At 49.4% G+C, this 23,281-nt stretch carries 21 protein-coding genes; 12 read left to right on the top strand and 9 right to left on the bottom strand.

All coding sequences use genetic code 11. The features are described 5' to 3' along the window. The first annotated feature begins 32 nt into the window (after positions 1–32). Positions 33–2,048 carry a glycosyltransferase family 2 protein gene (locus tag MKY66_RS28430; RefSeq protein WP_179088591.1) on the top strand — a complete coding sequence of 672 codons (2,016 nt, stop codon included), beginning with the start codon at positions 33–35 and terminating at the stop codon, positions 2,046–2,048. A 76-nt stretch (positions 2,049–2,124) separates the two neighbouring features. Here MKY66_RS28430 and MKY66_RS28425 read toward each other — a convergent pair whose 3' ends face one another. From MKY66_RS28425 to MKY66_RS28405, 5 genes are read right to left on the bottom strand one after another with little or no spacing between them, the layout of a single operon-like run. After that, a complete protein-coding gene (locus tag MKY66_RS28425) occupies positions 2,125–2,334 on the bottom strand; it encodes a hypothetical protein (protein ID WP_076216789.1) in 210 nt (69 codons plus the stop codon). A 6-nt stretch (positions 2,335–2,340) separates the two neighbouring features. After that, positions 2,341–3,012: a class I SAM-dependent methyltransferase gene (locus MKY66_RS28420; RefSeq protein WP_076216788.1), complete on the bottom strand. Its 672-nt coding sequence runs from the start codon at positions 3,010–3,012 to the stop codon at positions 2,341–2,343. After that, positions 3,009–4,550: a glycosyltransferase gene (locus MKY66_RS28415; protein ID WP_256704374.1), complete on the bottom strand. Its 1,542-nt coding sequence runs from the start codon at positions 4,548–4,550 to the stop codon at positions 3,009–3,011. Before MKY66_RS28415 ends, MKY66_RS28420 begins: the two co-directional genes overlap by 4 nt. A 1-nt stretch (position 4,551) precedes the next feature. Continuing rightward, complete coding sequence (locus MKY66_RS28410) at positions 4,552–5,547, bottom strand: glycosyltransferase (protein WP_256704373.1); 996 nt, start codon at positions 5,545–5,547, stop codon at positions 4,552–4,554. Further along, complete coding sequence (locus MKY66_RS28405) at positions 5,544–6,836, bottom strand: hypothetical protein (RefSeq protein ID WP_076216787.1); 1,293 nt, start codon at positions 6,834–6,836, stop codon at positions 5,544–5,546. The genes MKY66_RS28410 and MKY66_RS28405 overlap by 4 nt, the downstream gene beginning before the upstream one ends. 383 nt (positions 6,837–7,219) lie before the next feature. Between MKY66_RS28405 and MKY66_RS28400 the strand changes: the two genes are divergently transcribed. Genes MKY66_RS28400 through cydC form a run of 4 tightly spaced genes read left to right on the top strand, consistent with a single transcriptional unit; the run spans position 7,220 to position 13,492 of the window. Continuing rightward, positions 7,220–8,635 (top strand): cytochrome ubiquinol oxidase subunit I, encoded by a 1,416-nt coding sequence (locus tag MKY66_RS28400; protein ID WP_076216786.1) that lies wholly within the window; start codon positions 7,220–7,222, stop codon positions 8,633–8,635. Then, positions 8,580–9,635: a cytochrome d ubiquinol oxidase subunit II gene (gene cydB / locus MKY66_RS28395; RefSeq protein ID WP_244898245.1), complete on the top strand. Its 1,056-nt coding sequence runs from the start codon at positions 8,580–8,582 to the stop codon at positions 9,633–9,635. Before MKY66_RS28400 ends, cydB begins: the two co-directional genes overlap by 56 nt. Position 9,636: 1 nt before the next feature. Continuing rightward, positions 9,637–11,553: a thiol reductant ABC exporter subunit CydD gene (cydD, locus tag MKY66_RS28390; protein WP_076216785.1), complete on the top strand. Its 1,917-nt coding sequence runs from the start codon at positions 9,637–9,639 to the stop codon at positions 11,551–11,553. Position 11,554: 1 nt separating this feature from the next. Then, positions 11,555–13,492 carry a thiol reductant ABC exporter subunit CydC gene (gene cydC / locus MKY66_RS28385; protein WP_083657394.1) on the top strand — a complete coding sequence of 646 codons (1,938 nt, stop codon included), beginning with the start codon at positions 11,555–11,557 and terminating at the stop codon, positions 13,490–13,492. Positions 13,493–13,886: 394 nt separating this feature from the next. Here cydC and MKY66_RS28380 read toward each other — a convergent pair whose 3' ends face one another. Further along, the gene (locus MKY66_RS28380) at positions 13,887–14,918 is read right to left on the bottom strand and encodes a LacI family DNA-binding transcriptional regulator (RefSeq protein ID WP_076216818.1); all 1,032 of its coding nucleotides are present in this window, start codon (positions 14,916–14,918) and stop codon (positions 13,887–13,889) included. Positions 14,919–15,408: 490 nt separating this feature from the next. On the opposite strand from MKY66_RS28380, the gene MKY66_RS28375 reads away from it, so the two are divergent. The 6 genes from MKY66_RS28375 (at position 15,409) to MKY66_RS28350 (ending at position 20,321) form a co-directional block, all read left to right on the top strand. Next, the gene (locus MKY66_RS28375) at positions 15,409–16,752 is read left to right on the top strand and encodes an extracellular solute-binding protein (protein WP_076216784.1); all 1,344 of its coding nucleotides are present in this window, start codon (positions 15,409–15,411) and stop codon (positions 16,750–16,752) included. 138 nt (positions 16,753–16,890) lie between these two features. Continuing rightward, the gene (locus MKY66_RS28370; RefSeq protein ID WP_076216783.1) at positions 16,891–17,784 is read left to right on the top strand and encodes a sugar ABC transporter permease; all 894 of its coding nucleotides are present in this window, start codon (positions 16,891–16,893) and stop codon (positions 17,782–17,784) included. Beyond that, positions 17,784–18,602: a carbohydrate ABC transporter permease gene (locus MKY66_RS28365; RefSeq protein ID WP_076216782.1), complete on the top strand. Its 819-nt coding sequence runs from the start codon at positions 17,784–17,786 to the stop codon at positions 18,600–18,602. Before MKY66_RS28370 ends, MKY66_RS28365 begins: the two co-directional genes overlap by 1 nt. 153 nt (positions 18,603–18,755) lie before the next feature. Continuing rightward, entirely contained in the window at positions 18,756–19,445 is a 690-nt protein-coding gene (locus MKY66_RS28360; protein WP_339180709.1) for a helix-turn-helix domain-containing protein, read from the top strand. A 128-nt stretch (positions 19,446–19,573) separates the two neighbouring features. After that, the gene (locus MKY66_RS28355; RefSeq protein ID WP_339806508.1) at positions 19,574–19,810 is read left to right on the top strand and encodes an IS3 family transposase; all 237 of its coding nucleotides are present in this window, start codon (positions 19,574–19,576) and stop codon (positions 19,808–19,810) included. Further along, on the top strand, positions 19,782–20,321 hold the full coding sequence (locus MKY66_RS28350; RefSeq protein ID WP_339806506.1) for an IS3 family transposase: 540 nt from the start codon (positions 19,782–19,784) through the stop codon (positions 20,319–20,321). Before MKY66_RS28355 ends, MKY66_RS28350 begins: the two co-directional genes overlap by 29 nt. Positions 20,322–20,455: 134 nt before the next feature. Here the strand turns inward: MKY66_RS28350 and MKY66_RS28345 are convergent, their stop codons facing one another. From MKY66_RS28345 to MKY66_RS28335, 3 genes are all read right to left on the bottom strand, one after another. After that, the gene (locus MKY66_RS28345) at positions 20,456–21,415 is read right to left on the bottom strand and encodes an MraY family glycosyltransferase (RefSeq protein ID WP_036613004.1); all 960 of its coding nucleotides are present in this window, start codon (positions 21,413–21,415) and stop codon (positions 20,456–20,458) included. A gap of 118 nt (positions 21,416–21,533) precedes the next feature. Beyond that, entirely contained in the window at positions 21,534–22,349 is an 816-nt protein-coding gene (locus MKY66_RS28340) for a hypothetical protein (protein WP_076209650.1), read from the bottom strand. Positions 22,350–22,417: 68 nt separating this feature from the next. Then, positions 22,418–22,735, bottom strand: a complete 318-nt coding sequence (locus MKY66_RS28335) for a metalloregulator ArsR/SmtB family transcription factor (protein ID WP_076209651.1) — start codon at positions 22,733–22,735, stop codon at positions 22,418–22,420. 162 nt (positions 22,736–22,897) lie between these two features. On the opposite strand from MKY66_RS28335, the gene MKY66_RS28330 reads away from it, so the two are divergent. Continuing rightward, positions 22,898–23,278 carry a nuclear transport factor 2 family protein gene (locus MKY66_RS28330; protein WP_076209652.1) on the top strand — a complete coding sequence of 127 codons (381 nt, stop codon included), beginning with the start codon at positions 22,898–22,900 and terminating at the stop codon, positions 23,276–23,278. Positions 23,279–23,281 lie beyond the last annotated feature (3 nt).

Here is a 23,281-nt window from a genome sequence, read left to right as displayed (position 1 = left end):
TGATGAATATGGGCATAGGGATTAGCTTGTGTATGATCGTGAAGGATGAAGCGGTGTCACTCCAGCGGTGCTTGAATGCAGTCAGGGATGTTGTGGATGAGATCATCGTTGTGGACACAGGCTCGGTAGACGATACAACTGAAATTGCGCGTCTCCATGGTGCCGTTGTAATTGGTACGGAATGGAACGGAGATTTCAGTGAAGCCCGTAATCTGTCACTGGCCGCTGCTACGAAACCGTGGATTCTGGTGCTTGATGCGGATGAAGTATGGGCACAGACTCCGCAGATGAAGGCAGAACTCGTGCAGTTGTTAGCGACAAGCAGGGACGACGTATGGGGATACTGGATACAGGTCACAAGTCTGCTGGGGGTGTCCGGTGAAGAGCGTGTGACGGATGCAGTATGTCGATTGTTCCGAAATGATCCCCGAATTGCCTTTCAGGGCAGAATTCATGAAGAGATTGCTTCTTCCATCATGGCTCTGGCTCCGCAAGGTGTGCTTCATTCTGGACTTGAAGTCATTCATTACGGATATCTGGAGCAGGTGATTACCGACAAAAATAAAGGCGCACGGAACATGCAGTTGATTCGTTCCGCGTTGAATCAGGAGGGAGATCAACCGGAGTTGTTATATGCTCTGGCCGCCGAATGGTTTCAGCAAGCGAAGTATGATGAAGCACTCCGGTTGTTACAGCCATTATTGGCACAGCTTATACCGGAGTGTGGATATCACTCGGATCTGGTGCTGAAAACGGCTTACGCCTGGCGAGAGATTGGCAGCCCGGACAGGGCGCTTGCTGTGGTGGAAGCATGGGCACCCGTGTATGAGGATTTCCCGGATTTGTTGGAGCTTGGTGCTGTACTAGAACTGGATCAAGGGAGAGAAGATGTGGCCTTGAACTGGTTAAAACAGGCTAAATCAGCTGCTTCTACAGCCGGCAGGTATACATCAGTCTCTGGTGCTGGAACCTACCGCAGCCTGACGCTGGAAGGCATGGCATATGAGCGGGCTGGCCGCTGGGCAGAGGCAGAAGCCGCATACACGGCGGCGCTGGGCATGCAACCCGGCAGCTTGCCTGCATGGCAGCGGCTGTTGTTGCTGGCCGCGGCCACAGGGCGGCCACATGCCATTGCCAGCGCAGCCGCTCGGGTAAGCTTGCCGCCTGCGGCATGGCAAGCGTTGATCCCGGCCGCGCTTGCCGCGCATCGGCCGGATTGGCTGCTGCGTCATGCGGCGGCGCTTGCTGGCCCGCTGCGGGCACAGCCGCTGGCCGCCGGGCTTGCACTGGCCCAGCTGGGCGAGGACGCCGCGGCTCGGGCGGCTTTGCAGCCCTGGGCGGCACATGCGCAGCACGGGCCAGAGGCGGCCCTGGCGCTGTGGGCGCTGGGCCACAAGCAGCCCGGCGGGCGCAACGCCCGAGCGGCGGCTCGCCATGCGGCAGCGCTGCCCGCTGCGGCCCACGCCGCTGAGGCGCTGCTGCTGCGCGGGGCCTTGGCCCGCATCAGCGCCTTGGCGTGCAGCAGCGGCAGCCCGCTCCGCGCCTCAACGCCCAGCGGCCCAGCCGCGCCCGCGCCGGGCGGCGTGCTCGCGGCTGCGCAAGCGCTCGCCGGCGTAGGCGCCTGGGCCGCATGGCTGCGCCTGCTGCAAGCCCTGCCGCCTCGCGGCGCGCTGGCGTTGCTTGCAGCGCTTCCGCCTGCGGCACGCTGCGGGTTGCTGCGCGCACCCGCGAGCGTCCGCGAAGGGCTGCTTGCGCTATGCGGCACGCCTGACGGCGCGCAGCAGCCCCACGCGGACGAAGTGCCCGCCTCGGAGCGCACCGCTCACGCGCTCCTCGCGGGCACGCTCGCGCTGCTCGCCGGGCGGCAGAACCTGGCGCGTGAATGGGCCGAATCGGCCCAACTCACTGCGCGGCAACCTGCCGCCACAGGTCGCCCGGCGACGACAATCCCGCCGGGCCTGCACACCCTGCTGCGCCTAACAGCACCTGGCGCAGCCTATGCCGAAGAGTACACCAACCAGTGCAACATGTTACTGGTACACCTATAATTTCCTTTAATCTTTAATCTTTAATCTTTAATCTTTAATCTTTAATCTTTAATCTTTAATCTTTAATCTTTAATCACTAATCACTAATCACTAGTCCCCAGTCCCCAACCTCCAACCCCTGTACATCCCCACATATTCCCGCACTTGCCCATCCGATTGAAAATGCAAAAGCAACGGAGCTACCGGTCATCGGAGCATTGCCCGAACCGTGTATTGTTCCGTTGCTAATGGGTCGAACTCTCAAGCCCTCAATTTTCCACTCTGCACTTAACTCAACGTAACCCAATTTGTCTCAACCTTTGCATATCACCGCTCGAAAACAGCGGATCGGGGTGCCGTACATATCAGACCAGATGGCATCGTCTGGCTCTTTCACATTCAGCTTATCTTCAATGGTTAATCCGGTGACAGCCATGATTGTCTCCAGCAGATCCGGCCGCATCTCGGGCACATCGAAGGTAGCGATCAACTGTCCGTTTGGTTTCAGCACCCGGGCGAATTCCCGAAACGCCCGCAGCATCGTGCCCGTATCCAGATGTTCCAGTACAGAGATACAGAACACCCGATCAAACTTACCCGACTCGTACGGAAGCTGCGCCAGATTGGCCTTTGCACGGTGCAATCGGACGAGAGTTGATTCCGGCAGATCCTGGGCGGCTTGCTCCCCAAAATCAGAAACGATATCCAGTCTTATCGCCTCTTCAGACAGAATACGTTCATCCCAGTCGCAGGCGTGAACCTCGCGGCAGTGTTCGGCAAGCCAGAATTTGAATGGATGGGAGATGCCGCAGGCTGCATCAAGGACGACATCATCTGGACGTGCAAATCGCCGGGCCCATTCATATTCATAAGGACGGCTCCACCATGCCGGATGCAGGGGGAAGACCAATGTGTCCGTTTTAGGGTCACTTTGCCGAATGTATCTTGATTCCATGAATTCCGTTGCCTTGGGCGTATCCATCATCCCCGAATTCCCTCCTTCAATCCTGTCTCTGCCAAAAAAGATTCCAACACCGTGCTCCACCGGCTCCGCCACCTGGCCAGATCATACGACAGTGCAGTCTCGCGCGCATAGATTCCCAGTCGTTCTCGCTCGGCCCGATCCTGTACAAGATGTACCAGTGCAGCGGTTAGTTCCTGCTCACCAGGAGGTACCAGCAGCCCATTAAAACCATCCTGAATCAAATCATTCAATCCGCCAACATTGGAGGCGATTACCGGAAGTCCACAGCTCATCGCTTCCAGACAGGCATAGGAGGTGCCTTCCGAGAACACAGTTGGAATCACAGCGATATCTGCCTGATGGTAGGCCTCCCGAATATCCCGGAAATCATACGTGCGCTGGTTAATTCGCTCCGCATGTGGATGAGTACGATGCCAGTAACGAAAGACTCTCCCGACCGTGCTGCCTTCGACCAGTTCCCCGGCAAATTCAATCTCCAGATCCGGAAAGGCTCCAAGTAGTTTATCCGCCGCCAGCATCATTGGAATAATACCTCGTTCCATGCTGATGCGGCGCGGATAGATAATGCGAATTGGGCGGGGAGAGGTCATCCGGGCATCTACAGTTTTCCTTTCAACCTGTCCCTGAATCGGACCATTAACCTGATGCTCAGCATCTGCTTCTACTAGAATCTCCGTAGCCCAATCCGTTGAATTCCGGTGGTTATGAGCAAACCTATACGTTTCGCCATCTGCTTCAGCTTCGTCCCGTTTCGATAACTGCAAATGGAGATCTACCATTCCTTTCTCCTTTCGTTCTTGATCGCTATCTGTATCCCTACCTCCGTCTCCGTTAGCCTTACCATTGTTCGCCCCATCACGACTCATTCCACCCTTACCTTCTACAGCTTGCACCCCTGATATAACTGCGCCAACATTCTCTTCATGACTCGCCAGATCATTCTTCCATGCGACAAGCCATTCGTCTTCCTGTTTCTGCTCGAAGGTCCGTGTTGGTGGGGCTGGTGTGAAATAGGACGTATCCACTGCATTGGGAATCAGGACAACCTGCCTTGGATCGGTATAGGTGCACGCAGCCCGGCAAAAGGTCTGGAAATGAGAATCCACGGATACAATGCGCACGAGTCCATCCAGAGCCAGTTGAATATGTTCCGCGACTTGTTGTTTGGTCTCCAGTGGCAGTCCGGGACGATCCCAGTTAATGCCGTGACAGATGCCAAGACTACCGGGTTTGTAGGTGATGGGTTGCCACAGACAGCTGGCATAGATCACTGGGCCGCGCGCTGCGGCTGCCATCCGGTCAAAGGCTTCCGGTACATTATCCATGTCGTACGAATAACCAAATACGTCAATCTGCTCCGTCCGAGTCTGGAATGCTTCAAAATAAGAGAGCTGATGAACTTCGGGAATATGCCCGAGTCCCCGGATGACACTGCACAGATCCAGAATGTAACGCTCCAGTCCACCCCCAAATACACGACCGAATTCCCGGTTGTACCCGTCGGTGAAACTATGCGTCAGAATACTCACCACGCCCATCTCACGTTCCCTCCTTCCAGGGAATCAGCCGAGGTTCCGGATCGAGAATAGACTCGTAATGTGCAAGATTACCCCACTCACCGCCAGGATCAATGCGTTTGTAACGCAAATATTTACGAACCCGGTCCTCCAGACTGCCTGCCCATCCGAGATGCTGAACCTTCAATTCCGTGCTGACCCCAGGCAATACCGTGCAGGACAAGGGAAGGCGGGGAACATGATGATTCTGTTGTGGATAAAAATAAGGATATCCAGGCATATACCGTACAAGTGAAGCGGTATGCCGTTTGTGCAGAGACCAGAGATCATCTTCCCGGTAGTGGGTCCGGCCGCCCCACATATCGTAGAAACGGAATGCAAACCAGTCTGCATACTCCTGATTAATCAGAGTGCGTATGGCTTTCTTCGCCTCTGAGCTGTACAACTCATCCGCATCGACCGAGAGCAACCAGTCGGGACGTGTTCCCGCCGCCGCTTGCCATAAGGTGTTGCGAAGTCGCCATTCCTCGGCGAATAACGGTTTCTCCAATACCTCCAGACGGACCACCTTTGGATAGGCTTTGCATATGTCCGGGGTGCCATCTGTGCTGGCATCGTCCACAATCACGATCTCATCCACGAACTCACTCAGATCATGCAATACTTCTTCAAGGTATCGGCCACGTTCATTGCGAACCTGGAGCATGGCGGTGAGCTTGTTGCCTTTGCTTTTGCGAACCCGACGAATGGAGAAGGGCTCTTTGAATACACTTGTTTCCTCTTGTGTTATAGCAGCATTCTGTTCTTCCTGACCTTGTGTGTCGCCCCAGTGATGCACTTGGCTTCGGATGTCCTGTGTTGGTTTTGCACGATCCGGCGTGTGATCGCCATTTCCCAATGCATCTGTATGTGTTCGATCCACTGTTTCGGTTGGCGCGAAAGTGGTTTCGGTTCGGATATCCCTGTGCACCATTGGCCCATTCAACTGTTGTCTACGCTTCTTCGGGTCCAGCATCATGGCACCTCCCCAAGCAATTGCTGTACAGCATGATCCAACAGCTCCAGCTCCACAATCCGGGCCAGTGCTTCTTCATCCTCCAATGCTGTCTCAAGGAAATGTCGGACGGCCCCGTGCCGTTCCCCTCGTAGTGCCAGCGCACTTCCCGATAATTGCTGATAATCCCGGCGACTGGCATCATCCTGAATATCGACTGCATGCACCAGAGCCAGTGCCTCTTCCACACGTCCAGTCTCCTGGAAGATGCGGAATTTCCAATGTCTCGCGGTTTCTCCGCCAAGTTCGTCCAGGATACGCAGGGCGTTTCCGTAATCATCGTTCATACGGAGTAGTTCCGCTCGTACAAGTTGATCTTCTCCCGCCTCAAACCAGCGACATAACTGTTCATAATGATGCCGTTCTTGTTCATCTGCTGCACTAATTCCGTACACCCGCAGGGCGTCCTCCAACTGTCCAGCCCGGGCATGAATGGCAGACAGGAATCGATAATGGGAGATTACACAATCACTGCGACCATTCATGACCGCATGGGTGAAGGACTCTTGCAACGAATGGACGGCCCGCGGATCTTCAAGCAAGTACTCATAGGCTGCCAGCAAAAAGGATATCGTCTCATGTGCACCTGCTTTGGCTCGGAGCTGTCGGTAGAAGTCGGCACGTACACTGCATTGAAGCAGGGTGACGCTATCCGGAGTGCCTGACAGGATCTGCCACAGCGCATGCAGGAAGAGCAGTTCGTAGTCCCGGAGGGGGACTTCGAGATCATCCTTTTGCATCGTCCCCGCAGGTGCAGGGTCCTCTCCGCCCAGCCAGATGGCACGTACGCCTTGGAATAACAGCTTCATATATCGTGTTTCGGAGGATGTGCCTACCAGATCGGCGATGCCGACCAGTTTGGAAATACTGCTCTCCCATAGCGGAGATTCTGCTTCGTTTCCAGCAGGCTCAGGGAGCAGGGCAATACATAGCTCAGGCTCCAGCGAAGCCGTAGCCATTAGCCAGTAGGGATGGGCGACTACGGCTACGGTGCGAGGTTCCAGCAATAGCTGCTCGGCCTCAGGGAGGGAGATGACGGTAATGACCGGAGGTACATCTTCTGTTTGCGTCAGGCTGCTGACATAGTAGACCTCTCCCTCAATCGACAGCAGTGCAGCAATATCGGGATAGGGAAAGGATGACCAGCCTCCTTTGCGAGGGAAGAGAACATATCGGACAGGGGGCTGTGTTGTACTGGCCTTATCCAGGCTGGCTTCGGCGTCTTCACCTGGTAATGGCGCAGGTTTTTCCATGAATAGTTCACCTCACCTTGACTGTAATATGGTGCGTCATTCACTCTGCATGTACTTCATGCTTTCACTTCATATGTAAAGCTCTCACGGTACTTCGCATGATATGCCTGAGACTAACATATGGGCATTCCGTCCCAAACATGAGTATCTTCCATGAATAGATGCAGTTGGCATGCTGTGATAATAGGCTGAATTTTATCTTTTGTGTGACCAGGATCACTTTTTTTTGCTCTAGAGACGAAGATTGTGATAATTATCACATGTATAAAATAGGTAATCTGGCACAATACGTTCATCAACGTATTTGGCGGACAGACAGCGAAGGTGCAGCTTCAATGCCAAATACGCATACTGCGAAGTGAACAGAAAGAAGGGGTAACGGTATGGATCCGATTATGTTATCGCGTATCCAATATGCACTTACAACGATTTTCCATTTCTTTTTTGTCCCGCTATCCATCGGTCTTGTACTGTTGGTTGCAATCATGGAGACGTTGTACGTTGTTAAGGGTAAGGAGATCTACAAAACGATGGCCAAGTTCTGGGGCAAACTGTTCCTGATTAACTTTGCTGTCGGGGTTGTCACAGGTATTCTGCAAGAATTCCAGTTCGGCATGAACTGGTCCGAGTACTCGCGGTTTGTGGGGGACGTGTTTGGTGCGCCACTGGCTGTTGAAGCGTTACTCGCGTTTTTTATGGAGTCTACATTTATTGGGTTGTGGATATTCGGATGGGATCGTTTATCCAAAAAAGTGCATCTGGCCTGCATCTGGCTGGTGTTTGTCGGCACATTCCTGTCCGCGCTGTGGATTCTGGCAGCCAATTCATTTATGCAGCATCCTGTCGGGTTTGAGATCAACAACGGCCGAGCCGAGATGAATGATTTCTTTGCACTTATCACGAATGGTCAGCTTCTCGTCGAGTTCCCACATACAATCTTTGGGGCATTGATGACAGGGGCCTTCGTCGTAACCGGAATCAGTGCCTACAAATTGATGAAAAAGCAGGATGTGGAGATCTTCCGCAAATCGTTTAATATTGCGATCATTATCGCGCTTGTTTCTTCATTCGGCGTCGCATTCTCGGGTCACTTCCAGGCGCAATATTTGGTGGAGACACAGCCGATGAAGATGGCAGCCAGTGAGGGCACATGGACAACGACAGAAGATCCGGCACCATGGACGGTGGTTGCCTTTATCGATCCGGATAAACAGGAGAGTACGGGTGAGATCAAAATCCCTGGATTGCTCAGTTATCTGTCCTACAGCAAGTTCTCCGGTAGTGTCAAAGGCATGAAGGAGCTTCAAGCTGAGTATGAACAGACGTATGGACCGGGGGACTACATCCCGCCGGTACGGACAACATTCTGGAGTTTCCGCATTATGATCGCAGCGGGTGGTTTAATGATTGCATTGGCGCTATACGGTACGTTCCTAGCCATGCGTAAGAAGCTGGAGGTCGCTGGAAAGTGGTTTATGTGTCTGATGGTGTTCGCCATATCTTTGCCGTTTATCGCCAATACGTCAGGTTGGATTATGACCGAGGTAGGAAGACAGCCATGGACAGTATTTGGCTATATGACAACCGAAGCCGGGGTCTCGCCGAACGTATCCGCAGGAATGATCCTGTTCTCGACCATCGCTTTTACCGCTGCGTATACGGTTCTCGGAATCGTGATGGTATACCTGTTCGTACGTGAGATCAAAGCAGGACCATTTGCGGTCGAGAAACCAGAAGATCACGATGAATCGGCCGATCCGTTCGGCGTGGATGGAGGTTATTCCGTTGTCACTAAGTGAGTTGTGGTTTTTGCTGATTGCCGTATTGTTTGTTGGTTTCTTCTTTTTGGAAGGTTTTGATTTTGGTGTGGGGATGTCTACAGGTATTATTGCCAAAACGGACCGCGAACGTCGGACTCTGATCAACTCGATCGGTCCGTTCTGGGATGGTAATGAAGTATGGCTGATTACGGCGGGGGGAGCAATGTTTGCTGCCTTCCCACACTGGTATGCCACGTTGTTCAGTGGTTTTTACCTGCCACTTGTGGTGGTGTTGCTGGCCTTGATTGGCCGCGGAGTGGCTTTCGAATTCCGCAGTAAAATGAAACAGCAGCGTTGGCGCAAAACATGGGACATCATCATTGTGGTCTCCAGCGCGCTTTTACCGTTCCTGTTCGGGGTTGTTTTTGCCACTTTGATGAAAGGTCTGCCCATTGATGGGGAGATGCAGTTGCGTGCTGGATTCCTCGATATTGTTAATCCGTACACCGTGATTGGTGGCTTGAGCGTAACCCTGCTGTGTCTGGTTCATGGATTGCTGTTTGCATCACTACGAACAGTAGGTGATCTCAGAGAGCGTGCCTTGAAGACAGCGCAAAAATTGATGCTGCCGCTGGCTGCACTGCTCGCCGTTTACGCGTTAATGACGTATTTCATGACGGATGTGTTCGCCGTACGCGGCTGGGCTCTTTGGATCATGGTTGTACTTGGCGCAGTTTCGCTTGCACTTGCGGCATACTTTGTTCGTCAGAAGCGTGAAGGCTGGGCTTTTGGTATGACTGGAGCAGTGATTGCAATTGCCTTTGCCTCGGTCTTTATCGGACTGTTCCCAAGAGTGATGGTGAGTTCCTTTGGGGCGGCGTATGACCTGACTGTATACAATGCCGCATCGGGTGCGTATTCATTGAAAGTAATGACCATTGTAGCTTGCACATTGCTGCCGTTTGTTCTTGGCTATCAGATCTGGAGTTATTATATCTTCCGCAAACGTCTGAACGAGCAGCACCACCTGGAGTACTGATATGGGACGGGGACTGATGAAGCTGCCGGGCATCCGGCCGGTACTTGCGCTGGCCTCAGCGCTGGTGATGCTACAGGCGATGACGATCATTATGCAAGCCAAATGGCTGGCACAGGCCATCACGGCATTGTTTGAAGGTTCATCCGTAACGGAGCAGTATCCTGTACTGCTGCTGTTCCTGGCTTCTTTTGCCGCCCGCTACGCCCTATCCTTTTGGTTACAACTCGTGACTTCACGATATGCGGAGAAGACAGGGACTGATCTGCGCAGACAGATGGTGGAGCAGTGGTTCAGACTTGGGCCGCGTTATGCCAAGACGGAAGGCACAGGCCATCTGGTTACACTGGCACGTGAGGGAACAGCACAATACAAGACGTATCTCGAACTATTCATTCCTCGCATGCTGGGCATAGGATTCACACCGATCGTCGTTTTGCTGTATGTATTCAAGCTGGATCTGATGTCCGGGGTTATTCTGATGCTGACACTACCAATCCTGATCGTGTTCATGATTCTGATTGGCCTCGCAGCGCAGCGTAAGATAGACAGACAATTCAGATCCTACAAAGCACTCGCTAACCATTTTGTTGATACCCTGCGTGGGCTGGAGACGCTAAAGACATTGGGACAGAGCAAAACACATGAAGGGTCCATTCTGCGGGTCAGTCAGCGGTACCGGAAGGCAACGATGTCTACCCTGCGCATGGCCTTTCTTTCTTCGTTTGCCCTCGACTTCTTTACGATGTTGTCCGTTGCTTCCGTGGCGGTTGGTCTGGGATTACGTCTGACGGAGGGACATATGCTGCTTGGCCCTGCGTTGATGGTACTGATTCTGGCACCCGAATATTTCCTGCCTGTACGTATGCTCGGCGCTGATTATCATGCCACATTGGACGGTAAGGAAGCAGGAGCAGCCATTAACCAGGTGATTGAACGGGGGAAAGCTGCTGAACAGAAACAAAAAGAAGCCTATGCAAATGTTGTTGCACATCCGGTTACGGCAGAGGACGAGGCTGGATCTACACCATCATTATCTTTGGGTAAAAGGAAAGCTGCTACTTCGACCATACGCGTCGTGTTGAAAGATAAAACGGCTGCGGGGCATCGTGCTCCTGATCCTGCTTCTGTTTCTACTACTCCTGAGCTTGTTTCTTCCTCTTCCTCAGTGTTCTCTTGGAATGAGAATAGCAGATTGGCTCTAACGGATGTACAGGTACGGCATGATGATGAAGGTCCTTATTCGCTAAAGGATGTCACATTTCAGATCACGGGTCTTGGCAAAATCGGTATTATTGGCGCCAGCGGAGCAGGCAAATCGACGTTGATTGACGTATTGGCTGGATTTCAGCTGCCTACTTCAGGCCAAGTATTAGCCAACGGACAGCCTGTGACACAGGATATGCTTGAATCCTGGCGAAGACAGACGGCAGCTATCCCGCAGCATCCGTATATTTTCAGTGGAAGCCTGGCCGATAACGTTCGTTTCTATATGCCGGAGGCATCGGATGCGGAAGTGGCGAAGGCCATTAGCGCTGCCGGATTAACCAAGATACTGTCCTCATTATCCGGTGGACTGCATGAGCCCATTGGCGCTGGTGGCAGACAGCTCAGTGGTGGGCAGGAGCAACGGGTGGCGCTGGCAAGAGCTTTGCTTAGTAAACGAAACATCCTGTTGCTTGATGAACCGACAGCACATCTGGATGTGGAAACAGAGTATGAACTGAAACAGACGATGCTGCCGCTGTTTGAAGGAAAACTTGTATTTTTGGCTACCCATCGTCTGCATTGGATGCCACATATGGATCGGATTATTGTTATGGACGGCGGTACGGTGGCAGAGACGGGAACACATCAGGAATTGCTCGCAAGGCAAGGTGTATATTATCAGATGATTCAGGCCCAGATGGAGGCGATATAAAATGAAGTCCGGATATGAACATATGGAGACCGTTCGTAACGGAAAAGAAAAAAATAGCTGGATCGCTCCGTATGTGGCACAGTACCGCTGGAGATTCATCGCAGTCATTGCGCTGGGCACATGCGCTGCCTTGTGTGCGGTACTGCTGCTGTTCACCTCCGGATTTCTGATCTCCAAGTCTGCGCTGCGTCCTGAAAATATTCTGATGGTGTATGTACCTATTGTTGGTGTACGTGCATTTGGGATATTCCGCGCTGTCTTTCGATATATCGAGCGATTGGCAGGACATGATGCCGTACTGCGGGTGTTGGCCGATCAACGGGTGAAGTTATATCGCATTCTGGAGCCACAGGCCCTGTTCCTGCGGTCTCGCATGCAGACCGGAGATGTACTCGGAGCACTGGCCGATGATGTGGAGCGGTTGCAGGATATTTATCTGCGTACAGTCTTCCCTGCGGTTACGGCGCTCGTGATGTACGGTGGGGCTGTGATTGCTTTTGGCAGTGTTGATCTGGGATTTGCGGTGTGGATGGGCTTGTATATGTTATTTCTCGTTGCCGTGTTACCTGCGATCTCGCTGAAAGTGACGTGGAAATGGCGTATACGGCTAAAAAAGGAAAACAGCAGGTTGTATACCCGTCTGACTGACGGTGTGCTTGGACTGGGAGATTGGCTTGCAAGTGGACGAGCGGCCGAATTTGTTCAGCAGCAGGAAGAGGCAGAAGAACAGGTCGACGCGGTTCGTCGCAAGTTGCGGCGCTGGACACGCTGGCGTGATCTGATGGCCCAGTGCGTCATTGGCCTGATGGTATTATCGGTTACGTTATGGGCCGGGAACGCCGCTTCTGTCGGGCACTTACCTGCCGTGATGATTGCTGCTTTTGTACTGGTGTTATTTCCACTTACGGAATCACTTCTGCCTGTAGGGGATGCTGTGGAGCATCTTCCACAGTACCGGGAATCGCTGGATCGCTTGAAACAGCTCGAAGGGAAAGAGCATCTTCCGTTGCAGAATGGAGCCGGTGATGCGGATGGAACGGGCGACTTGATCTCTGTAGTAAATAACGGCAACGTGATGGCTGGACAGCCATCCGAGTCCTTGCCAGCTGCGAATGTTATCCCGGACAGACGAATTCGTCTTCGCATTCCACCCAAACTCAGAGCAGACATCGAGATTAATCGCGTAAGTTACCGTTATGCAGCAGATAATTCCTACGCTGTACAGGACGTATCCCTTCATCTGCCACAAGGCAAACGATTGGCTATTCTTGGACGAAGCGGCGGCGGCAAATCGACATTGTTGAAGCTGATTCAGGGGGTATTACTTCCGTCTGCGGGGAAAGTTCATATTAATAATATGCCTGTGCAGATCCTGGGTGAGAGTGTCACTGATGTCATCGCAGTGTTGAATCAGAGTCCTCACCTGTTCGACACCACGGTAGCCAATAATTTGCGGATTGGTCGTCCACATGCAACAGATGAGGAGATTCGTCAGGTGGCCGCCCAAGTAGGGTTATCCGGTCTGATCGAATCCTTGCCGCTGGGATATGATACACCGATGCTGGAGACGGGGCTGCGTTTCTCTGGTGGGGAAAGGCAACGGATCGCTCTGGCCCGGGTACTGCTTCGGGAGACACCTGTTATTATATTGGATGAACCAACCGTAGGGCTTGATCCGGTGACGGAACGCGAACTGATGCGGACTATCCTGGACAGCTTGCAAGGCAAAACGATGATCTGGGTCACCCATCACCTGATTGGTGCGGAACAGATGGATGAACTTATTTTTATGGAAAATGGAAAGATTGCCATGCAGGGTTCTCACGAACAATTGCTGGCTGGGGAAGAGCGATACCGCCGTCTCATCGAACTTGATCGGCCGGGGTGGTCTGACTTGCAGACAGTAAAGGGCAAGCTGCCTACTGCCGCTTCCAGATAGCAGGAACTTCTCGGCAAATGGAAGCGAATAGCGTGTCTCAAGTTCATTAAAAACAAAATAACACAAACAAGGGATGTCCCCTGTCATATTCATGACTTATGGGACATCCCCTTTTCGCTTCCTGGTGTGGACTCTATATAAATTGAACTAAAGAATATTTACACTTGCCACTCCGATGACAGAACAACCTTCTGATCGCTGTTATCCCCAGATTTTTTATATTCGGCTTTACAAAGGAGAAAATCTGGTGATAAAGGCGAACGCTCCGCTTCTTCAGGTTATTTCTGTCCTCTACGTTCTCGTGTAAATGTTTAGTTCAATTTATATAGTATTAAAAATCGCTATGTCTATGATGTGAATTGATCTGCAGCAGCCAGTCCCAAGGACTTAACGCTCAGATTTCCTGTGCCAGCAGTATGGCTGTGCCACAGGATTGACGCACAACCAGTTCCGGCTCAACTTTAATGCAACGATTATCCATTTGTTTGTTCATCAGATCAAACAGAATCATGGCAGCAAGACGTCCAATTTTGTCCGTATCCTGCTTGACGGTTGTTAGCGGTGGATCGGTATAACGGCAGGCTTCGATATCGTCACAACCTGCCACAGCTATATCTTCTGGAATGCGTAACCCCACTTCCTTAAAGGCGCGAATAGCTCCAAAGGCAAGTAGATCTGTGGCTGCAAACACGGCACGTGGCAGAGTCTTGCAGGCGAGCATTTTCTTGGCCGCTTCGTATCCATCCGCTGCGGCATAATCTTTGCTGTATACAACCCACTCGGGCTTTTCATCAAGACTAAACTGATTTAGTGAACGTTTGAAAGCCATCTCTCTCTGTTGCATCACAAGAGAGGCGCGCTCCAGCCCGATAAAACCAACATCTCGATAACCGTTCATATAAAATTGTTCTACAACTTTGGTTGAGATCTTATCGTTATCGGACATGATGTAACAGGAGCTTTGTCCTGTTAGCTCGATATCTATTCCGATACAAGGAATCGGGCTGGCATCCAGGTCGAATATGCTGCTCTCGACCTCATCCCCCGCAATAATAATACAGCCATCCACTTGAAAATACTTGGATCTCGCCAAGTAGTCCTCACCCTGATCCAGAAACTTCTCATTCGAGAAGAAGAGTAGATCGTATCCAAGCAAGCCAATTTGTTTCTTAAACGCATTGATAACCTGTACGAAGAAAGGGTGACTGAAATCGACGTTTAGCTTCCCTGCAAACACAACGCCAACGAGGCTGGATTTTTTGGTTGCCAGTGTTTTGGCTGAAGAAGATGGACGATAGCCTGTCTCTTCCATAATTTTAAGCACACGCTGGCGCGTTTCCTCGCTAATATCTGGATAGTTATTGATAATTTTGGACACCGTGGCTACAGACACGCCGGCTAAACTCGCTATCGTTTTGATATTCATAAACATCCCTCGGATTCCTAAACTGGTTTCGTAAACTGGGGCTGTATCGGTTTTTTCGCTTTCTTGCAAGTATTCTATGCTACATAGACCGGAGAGTCAACAGCAGAGAGAGGGTTTCACACTTGAAATGATATGCATCCATCGGTTTGAAGTGATCAAGGATGTTTGTTGCGAAAATAAAGACGAAATTTAGCTCGTAATCTTAATTCTTTTACAGATTTTGAGTCCATTTAAAGGAATACTGGGTTATCTGGGGCTGTATATGAAATTATGTCATGTGCTGTGTTTCGTAACTTTCGTAACTATCGTAAAGTTTACCTTGATTTCAACGTATACAGCAATAAATAAAGCTTTTATCAAGCGGTTTGGAGCATGGAAATCAAAAAAACAAAATGACTATTTACAAAATAAAGATCTGAAGTCATAATAAGGGTGGAATTAACGAAACTATTTTCGTAGATTTAATTCAAAAATTTGGGGGACAACGAAAATGAGGAAAATGACGTTAGCCATTGTACTTGTAACCGCTTTATTATGTGTGCTCGCCGCTTGTAGTAACAGCTCTTCGGAATCAGAAGGAACTCAGGCTACAGACAGCAGCAAAAAAGTTACCTTGAAGATCATTCACTGGCAGCAAGAGAATATTAACAACTACATCAAAGCGTTTAATACGAAATTTGAAGCGAAATATCCGGACGTAAAGGTGGAGTATACTACCGTTCCGGCAGACGCGACTTACGATCAGTTGATGCAAACACGGATGAACGCCGGAAGTAATGGGGATGTGGATATCATTCCACTCAAATCAAGCTTTGTAGGCGCTCCGCAGGAATGGTCCAGTGGTGCTGCTGATCCGATGTGGAAGCAATGGATCGATGCCGGGTTAATCAGTGATCTGTCCGATCAATCTTTTATCAACAACTACAATGAATCGGATGTACAGAACGCAATGACATATAACGATAAGGTGTACGGTGTAAACATGGGCAAGGTGGCATTCACAGGACTGTTCTACAATAAGGAACTCTTCGCAAAATATAATCTGGAAATCCCTACAACCTGGGATGAATTGCAACATGTTATCAAAGTGTTCAAAGACAATGGTGTCGAAGCGCTGGGTCTGGCGGGTAAAGATGTATGGCCAATAGGTCTTGCGGTGCAAGGGCTTCAGGCCTCTATTCATGAAGATCAGCTTGCTTATATCAAAGGTCTATGGACTGGTGAAACTAAGCTGACTGATCCGGTTCAACTTGAAGTCTTGCAGAAATCTCAGGATCTGATGAACAATGCAATGCCTGGTTTCATGGGTATTGACTACGGAACATTGCCCAGTTTGTTCGCTACAGGCAAGGTGGCTATGATTGCTGACGGCACTTGGGATGCAACAACAATTCAAACGGCCAACCCTGATCTGAAGTTTGGATATTTCCCAATTCCAGGTAGCAATGATGCAGCCAAGAACAAAAATCTGGCGGGTAAATACGATATGACCTGGATGGTGGTGGATAACTCACCGAACAAGGATTACGCAATGAAATGGCTTGATATGTTATCGGAGAAAGAGAACTACACGGAATTTGTGAATGCAGCCGGCTTCCTGCCTACACAGCCTGATGTGGAGATGACAAGTGAGTTTATCCAAGGCATTCAGCCTTACCTGGAGGACTTTAAACTTTCTTGGGATCAATTATTCATTAACCGACAAAATGTAGGGCAGTACATTTCTGAGGCCAGCGTTCACGCAGAGATGCTCAAGCCAGCCGGACCGATTGCAACACCGGAAGAGCTTGCGGGTAAATCCCAAGCGGACTGGGATGCTGCTGCTCCAAAGTAATTCATAATCATTCATATTCATGGCACAAGTTGGCCGCATGCGCCGGAATAGCGCTCGGGTCTGAGCCTTCAGGCCAGACAAGGCTGTTATTCCGGTTTTCTTATGTCTTGGTTTTACCCCATGAAAGGTGTGAGGACGATGTATCCGTTTGGGAAAGGTAAGGCAAGACTGATTCCTTATCTGTATTTGAGCATTCCGTTGTTACTTTATGTTGTGTTTGGCTTCGGTCCATCACTTGTGACGATACTGTTTTCGTTTACAGATGCTACTGGTGTTCGGGGCCAGGAATGGAACTTTATCGGCTTTGAAAACTATAAAACATTTTTTGGTGCATCCAATGCTGGAGACCGAATGGATGCTATTGGGCGATCCTTATACTTTGCGTTTGCTGTTGTGATCATACAAAATGCAGTGGGTTTGTTTATAGCGATTTTGATCAATAAAAAGCTTAGAGGCGATAAATTATATCGCGCGGTATTCTTTTTGCCAGTGGTGCTGGGGGTTACTGTGTCTGGACTCATTTGGCAACTCGTTGCAAATCCGCTGGGCGGACCGGCCCAGTCCTTTCTGAATTTCTTGGGTACCAGTTCCAACTTTTTTGGCGATTATAATATCGCCTTTGAACTGATTATTTTTGTTCAAATCTGGATGTACATGGGTTACTCCATGACGATTTTTCTTGCAGGTCTACAGTCCATTCCGAGCGATCTGTATGAGGCGGGTTACATGGATGGTGCTTCGGGGTGGAAAGCATTTACGAACATTACATTCCCCATGATTGCTCCTGCATTCACGGTTAACATGCTCTTGTCTATCATAGGGGCATTGCAAACCTTTGATATTATCTATGTACTTACAGGCGGCAAGTTCAATACAACGACGCTTGCGTTTGATGTTTATGCTACAGCATTTGGCACAGGAACGGCTGATTACGGTTTGGCTTCTGCTGTCGCGATGATTCAGTTCCTCTTTGTATTTACCATATCGATGGTCGCTTTATTTTACCTTCGCAGAAGAGAGGTGGAAGCGTAATGAAACAGAGCCAAACGTCCAGAATGGTCAGCTATGTCATCGTTCTGCTCATGCTTGCGATGTACGTTTTCCCTCTGTTCTATCTGTTCAATGTATCCATGAAGACACAGACAGAGTATCTGCTCGATCCTGTAGCTCTTACCGAAGGGATCCGGCTTGAGAACTTTTCCGAAGCATGGAACAAAGGGAACTTCTCTCAGTATATGTGGAACAGTGTGCTCTATACAGGGATGTCCACCCTGCTGACGTTGATTTTATCTATATTTGCTGCATTCCCGCTCGCACGCAGATATGTTAAATTCAGCACACTCATTTATATTTTCTTTCTGATTTCCATGTACCTTCCCAACCCGCTCATTCCGCAGTTTTCCCTGATCAACAATCTGGGTCTTTACAACACCCAAATTGGGTACATCTTATTGAAGACGACAGGTACGGGCATTGCCTTTCTCATGTTTGTGGGTTATATCAAATCAATATCGCGTGAACTGGATGAGGCCTCTGCCATGGACGGGTGCGGGTATACAAGGTATCTGTTCACCATCCTTGTTCCGTTAATGAAACCGATCCTGGCAACAGGTATTATTCTTACCGCGATTGGTGTATGGAACGATATTATCGGGCCGACCATTTATTTATCTGATCCGAATTATCAGCCGGTAACCAAAGGACTCTTTACATTTTATGGACAGTACATGAACAACTGGCCGCTGCTCGCCTGTGGCATTCTGATTGTTACCTTGCCACTGGTTGTCCTGTATGTTGCTTTGCAACGTTTCATTGTTGGAGGTGCTATGGCAGGGGCTGTTAAATCGTAAGTTAGAATCACTCCGCTTTAACTGAAACGAAAAAAGGCAAGCGATCCAAAAAAATATCATAAGAAAGCCACCCTCAACGCAATGATATGCTCCCATCACAGGAGACAGTAGAAAAAACAAAACTCTACTTCTACCATGATGGGAGTTTTTGTAATGTCCAAAAGAAGCCCGGTTTCATATGAAATCAAGATTCAGGTTGTAAGGCGTTGCCTGCAACATGAATCCAACCCCAACCATGAGGCAAAGCAACTGGGGGTCCATAAAAACACGGTTACCGATTGGATAAGAAAATACAAGGTAGATGGAGAAGAAGGATTAAGAGAATCGAGGGGATGGAAATCTTACTCCAAGGAGCTAAAGCTATCTGCCATTCAAGATGTACGCTCTGGCGAATACTCTGTACGAGCGGTGGTGAAAAAGTACCATATTTCGAGTAAATCTGTGTTAGAGAGCTGGATTTCCAAGTATACTGAAGGGGTGAAAATGAAACCAACTCGGAACAGGATTGGATCCCCTCATATGAATAAAGGACGGAAAACGACTTACGAGGAACGTATTGAAATTGTACAATTCGCCATCGCCCATGATTTAGATTACCAGAAAGCCATCGACAAGTACGGTGTCTCTTACCAGCAAGTGTACGCATGGGTTCGTAAATATCAAGCGAGTGGTCATGAAGCTTTAAAAGACCTCCGAGGTCGTAAAAAGCCGCTAGAAGAGCTAGACGAACAGGAACGGCTAAAGCTTCGGATCAAGGAACTCGAGGCACGAAATGAGCATTTAGAAATGGAGAATGCACTCGCAAAAAAGTTGGCAGAGATCCGGCGAAGAAATACACGTTAACCTTTGTTCGACATGCAGACATCTATCAAGCGATTACAGAGCTGCATGCCGAGAAAGGGTATGCGGTCACCAAGCTCTGTGAGCTAGCAGGAATCGCCCGATCTGCCTATTATAAGTGGCTGAAATGGATGCCATCCGACAGGGAACTTGAAAACCTTGCACTAGCCAAGGAAGTCAAACTTCGCTATGACAAACGAAACGGGATACTCGGTTATCGCCAAATGCGTACTCAGTTGAATCGTAAGCTTAAAAAAAGGTACAACCGTAAACGGTATTACCGCATCATGCGAGCCCTTGAATTAAAGGCAGTGATTCGCAAAAAAGCGGCCAAATTACGTGAAAGCTCCAACCCTTCATATCGCTGAGAATGTCATGAACCGAAAATTCCAAGCGGAGGTCGCCAACCAAAAGTGGTGCACCGATGTAACAGAGTTAAAATACGGAAATGGCCGTAAGGCCTATCTGAGTGCCATTATTGACGGTTATGACAACTCTATTGTTTCATGGGTGCTCAGCCACTCCAATAACAATGAGCTTGTCATGAACACAGTAAAGAAAGCTTATAAAAGAAACCCGAATGCTACGCCGCTCTTGCACAGTGATCGCGGCTTTCAATATACTTCGCTGGAATACAAACAACTTCAAAAGAGATACAAGTTTACAAAAAGTATGTCTCGTGTAAGCCGGTGTTTGGACAACCAACCCATTGAACGATTCTGGGGTACCTTTAAAGCAGAAAGCTTTTATCTGGAGAAGTACGATACGTATGACAGTCTCCTTCGTAGCGTAAGAACGTATATCCATTATTACAATAATTTTCGATACACGGAACGACTAAACGGCTTATCCCCAAACGAATATCGACGAGCAGTTTAATTAAGAAAAATAATCCCCTCAATATAACCGAGGGGATATTGAATACTAATGATTTTGTTTTTTTAGTCTGTCTACTTGACAGGGAGCACTTCACAATGAAGGTGGCTTCTATTATTTTCATCGTTATTTTGGTTTTACAACTCCACTAACATCAGAATAATGGAGGATAGACACAGACATGTGCTGACTAGATACAGCACACCCACCACCTGATTTTGATTCAAACCGGCACGCAGCAACCGATAATGGGCTTGACTTGCATCGGCCTGGTAGATCGCTTTACCTTGAATGAAACGTTTGATAACGACAAAGATGTTGTCGAAGATCGGTACACCCAGCGCCAGAATCGGAATGAAGATGGACAACATGGTTGCTTGTTTGAATGCACCATCCAGAGCGATAACCGCCAGAATGAAGCCAAGGAACGTAGCGCCTGCATCACCCATGAACACTTTGGCAGGAGCTTTGTTGTACTTCAGATAACCAATCGTCACACCGACCAGAATGATCGACATGAGTGCGGAATCACTTTGACCTTTGGCAAGCGCCACGATGAACAGGGTAATCGCCGAGATGGCCGATAATCCGCCAGCCAGTCCGTCCATGCCGTCCGAAAAGTTAATGACGGTTGTCACCCCGAAGATCCATAGGATCGTGAGAATGAATTGCAGCCAGATTGGAAGCATGACATATTCCGCGTTGAAGGGATTCACGAATCCGGTGAACGCAATGCCAGAAGCAAATACGAGTACTGCCGCGGAGACCTGTACAAGCATTTTGGGCAGAGCAGGAAAATCTTTGCCTTTTGTTTTGTACCAGTCGTCGACGGTACCAATCGTTAGCAGAAGCATACCACCAGCGACAAGAGCCGCTGTTTCCCATGTGATTTCTTTCGTCAGAGCAATGTATGTCAGGAAAAATCCAGTAAATATCGCGTAACTCGCCGTGAGCGGGATAGGTTGCCTGTGTAGCTTACGCTCCACATCTTCCCGAGGCTTGTCCACAAAATCGAGCCGGTGAGCCAATCGACCAAGCGGTGGAATAAGCAGAACCACGACAGCAAAAGACACTATAAAAGCCAGTATGTATACCATAAACTCGCTTGTTTCACTCCCATCTACCAATTTCCCCTTATTATACGAGTTAAACAGGAAATCTGTCGATGTCATTATTGTAACCAGACGTACGCAAAGGTGAGCAAAAGTTCAGGTTTTATTGCATGTGAGGAAGATAGGAGCCGAAATAATGTTTTACGGCTTCTGTATGATATCCATCATCACCTTGCCAGGTTGCTGCAAAGACAAAATCACTGGAACCACCTTTGCGTTTTCTCGGTTTATCTCCAGGAACCAGTATGCCGGCTGCCGCCCAGATTTCCAGCAGGGCATCTCGCTCCTGTTTGTTGGAAGGGAAGAGATCCTTCCACTTCTTCTCGAGGGAGCGTGCACTGTCCTTGGGGTCTTCTGTCTGAGCTGCTTCAAGCAGGTTGACCAGGATGGCTTGGTCTTCAGGGGTTACTTCGTAGTTTGTATCGTTGTCCTGAAGCAGTAATTCCAGATCCATCAGGCAATAGATAAGCCAGCCATGACGCACGCCGCCCCACTTGATCCGTTCAAAGTTCAGGACGTTTAAGTCGACGTTGGAATATTCCTTGTCTGACTGCAAACGCAGGAAGTTACAATCTCCACAGGCACTGGTGTTAGGGTGAAGGGCAGGGCGTTCCGCATAGGTGTGTAAAGGCATGTTCGATGTTAAAGCCCAGCTGGATAATGCACTGCGCAGATAGACTTTTTTGGTGGACAGACTATGTAAAAATGCCGAAATCACCCGTTCTTTAAACGAGTCATCCTGATGCATGTCGTACAGACGCTGGACGATCTCGTCATGCGTGATCGTGAGTGGATCGAACATAACACCTTTGCTTTTGGCATATTCAAATTCATCTCCAGAGAAGGGTAGAGAGGTTGTTTTCCAGCCTCCACCTCCCCAGAACGTGCTCAGCAGTATCTTTGCCGCCTTTTTGTCCATTGGTCAGCCTCCTTTATGGGAATTGCGATCATCATGAAAGTGATTTGTTTATCCCAAACCTGCTTACTTTAATGTACGTATTCCTCGGTTGTATTCAGAATCATGTCGACGAGGCCTGGAAAACGTACGTTTAATTCTTCCTTTCGTAGGGAATAAAAGTGCTGTTTACCTTCAATGCGCGGCTGGATCACGCCAGCTTCACGTAAAATTTTGATGTGATGGGACAACGTGGATTTGGAAATATGGTCTACTTCGAAGGCGGAGCAGTTTTTCTCGCCAGAACTGGCCAGACAGTGTGCAATTTTCATGCGGATCGGATCACCCAATGCATTGCAGACCGTGGTCAGCTTCAGTTCCGAAGCCATAGGTATCGTTGGAGTTCTCATATCTATGACGTTAGCATATTCGGCTTTCTCTTTCAATGTTTGAAAAATTTCGAACTATACCTTGCGGGGAGTATAAGAAGTATGATACATTTCTTTTCAATAGTTCGAAAATATTCGAACTGAAAGATTGGAAAACGGCTTTTTATTTCAGGAGGAATATATATGAGTACCACTACACTGTTGAACAACTATTTCCGTTTATTTGATGCTTCACGCACAGACGAGCGCGCCATGCAGGATTTGTTGTCCCTGTTTACACCTGACGCAGAGATTGTGCTTAACGGCACCAGTCGAACAGGATTCGATGGTTTCATGAAGGCTTTCTACGAATACAATAAGGATGTAAAACATATGTGGGACGCGTGGGTGCAACAACCTGACGGCAGCTACCAAACGAACTGGGCAGTGTGTGGACAAGCGGCAGACGGAACGGTATATGCCAAAGCAGGCATTGATATCGCTCGTGTAAATGATGCGGGCCAGATTGTGTATCTGGAGAATGTACAGGCCGATCAGAATGCGTTCAGCAAGTATAATCAGTAATTA

This window comes from Paenibacillus sp. FSL R5-0766 (genome assembly GCF_037971845.1).
GTDB lineage: Bacteria > Bacillota > Bacilli > Paenibacillales > Paenibacillaceae > Paenibacillus.
Note: the sequence above shows the minus strand (reverse complement) of the source record. Positions and strands in the feature narration are given on the sequence as shown.

Bases quoted from the DNA above. Each gene is read 5' to 3' on its own strand.
- MKY66_RS28400 (WP_076216786.1), top strand. From the start codon at position 7,220: ATGGATCCGATTATGTTATCGCGTATCCAATATGCACTTACAACGATT.
- MKY66_RS28345 (WP_036613004.1), bottom strand. From the start codon at position 21,415: ATGGTATACATACTGGCTTTTATAGTGTCTTTTGCTGTCGTGGTTCTG.
- MKY66_RS28375 (WP_076216784.1), top strand. From the start codon at position 15,409: ATGAGGAAAATGACGTTAGCCATTGTACTTGTAACCGCTTTATTATGT.
- MKY66_RS28415 (WP_256704374.1), bottom strand. From the start codon at position 4,550: ATGGGCGTGGTGAGTATTCTGACGCATAGTTTCACCGACGGGTACAAC.
- MKY66_RS28430 (WP_179088591.1), top strand. From the start codon at position 33: ATGATCGTGAAGGATGAAGCGGTGTCACTCCAGCGGTGCTTGAATGCA.
- MKY66_RS28360 (WP_339180709.1), top strand. From the start codon at position 18,756: ATGTCCAAAAGAAGCCCGGTTTCATATGAAATCAAGATTCAGGTTGTA.
- MKY66_RS28365 (WP_076216782.1), top strand. From the start codon at position 17,784: ATGAAACAGAGCCAAACGTCCAGAATGGTCAGCTATGTCATCGTTCTG.
- MKY66_RS28370 (WP_076216783.1), top strand. From the start codon at position 16,891: ATGTATCCGTTTGGGAAAGGTAAGGCAAGACTGATTCCTTATCTGTAT.
- MKY66_RS28330 (WP_076209652.1), top strand. From the start codon at position 22,898: ATGAGTACCACTACACTGTTGAACAACTATTTCCGTTTATTTGATGCT.
- MKY66_RS28355 (WP_339806508.1), top strand. From the start codon at position 19,574: ATGCCATCCGACAGGGAACTTGAAAACCTTGCACTAGCCAAGGAAGTC.
- MKY66_RS28340 (WP_076209650.1), bottom strand. From the start codon at position 22,349: ATGGACAAAAAGGCGGCAAAGATACTGCTGAGCACGTTCTGGGGAGGT.
- MKY66_RS28420 (WP_076216788.1), bottom strand. From the start codon at position 3,012: ATGATGGATACGCCCAAGGCAACGGAATTCATGGAATCAAGATACATT.
- cydB (WP_244898245.1), top strand. From the start codon at position 8,580: ATGAATCGGCCGATCCGTTCGGCGTGGATGGAGGTTATTCCGTTGTCA.
- cydD (WP_076216785.1), top strand. From the start codon at position 9,637: ATGGGACGGGGACTGATGAAGCTGCCGGGCATCCGGCCGGTACTTGCG.
- MKY66_RS28335 (WP_076209651.1), bottom strand. From the start codon at position 22,735: ATGAGAACTCCAACGATACCTATGGCTTCGGAACTGAAGCTGACCACG.
- MKY66_RS28410 (WP_256704373.1), bottom strand. From the start codon at position 5,547: ATGATGCTGGACCCGAAGAAGCGTAGACAACAGTTGAATGGGCCAATG.
- MKY66_RS28405 (WP_076216787.1), bottom strand. From the start codon at position 6,836: ATGGAAAAACCTGCGCCATTACCAGGTGAAGACGCCGAAGCCAGCCTG.
- MKY66_RS28380 (WP_076216818.1), bottom strand. From the start codon at position 14,918: ATGAATATCAAAACGATAGCGAGTTTAGCCGGCGTGTCTGTAGCCACG.
- cydC (WP_083657394.1), top strand. From the start codon at position 11,555: ATGAAGTCCGGATATGAACATATGGAGACCGTTCGTAACGGAAAAGAA.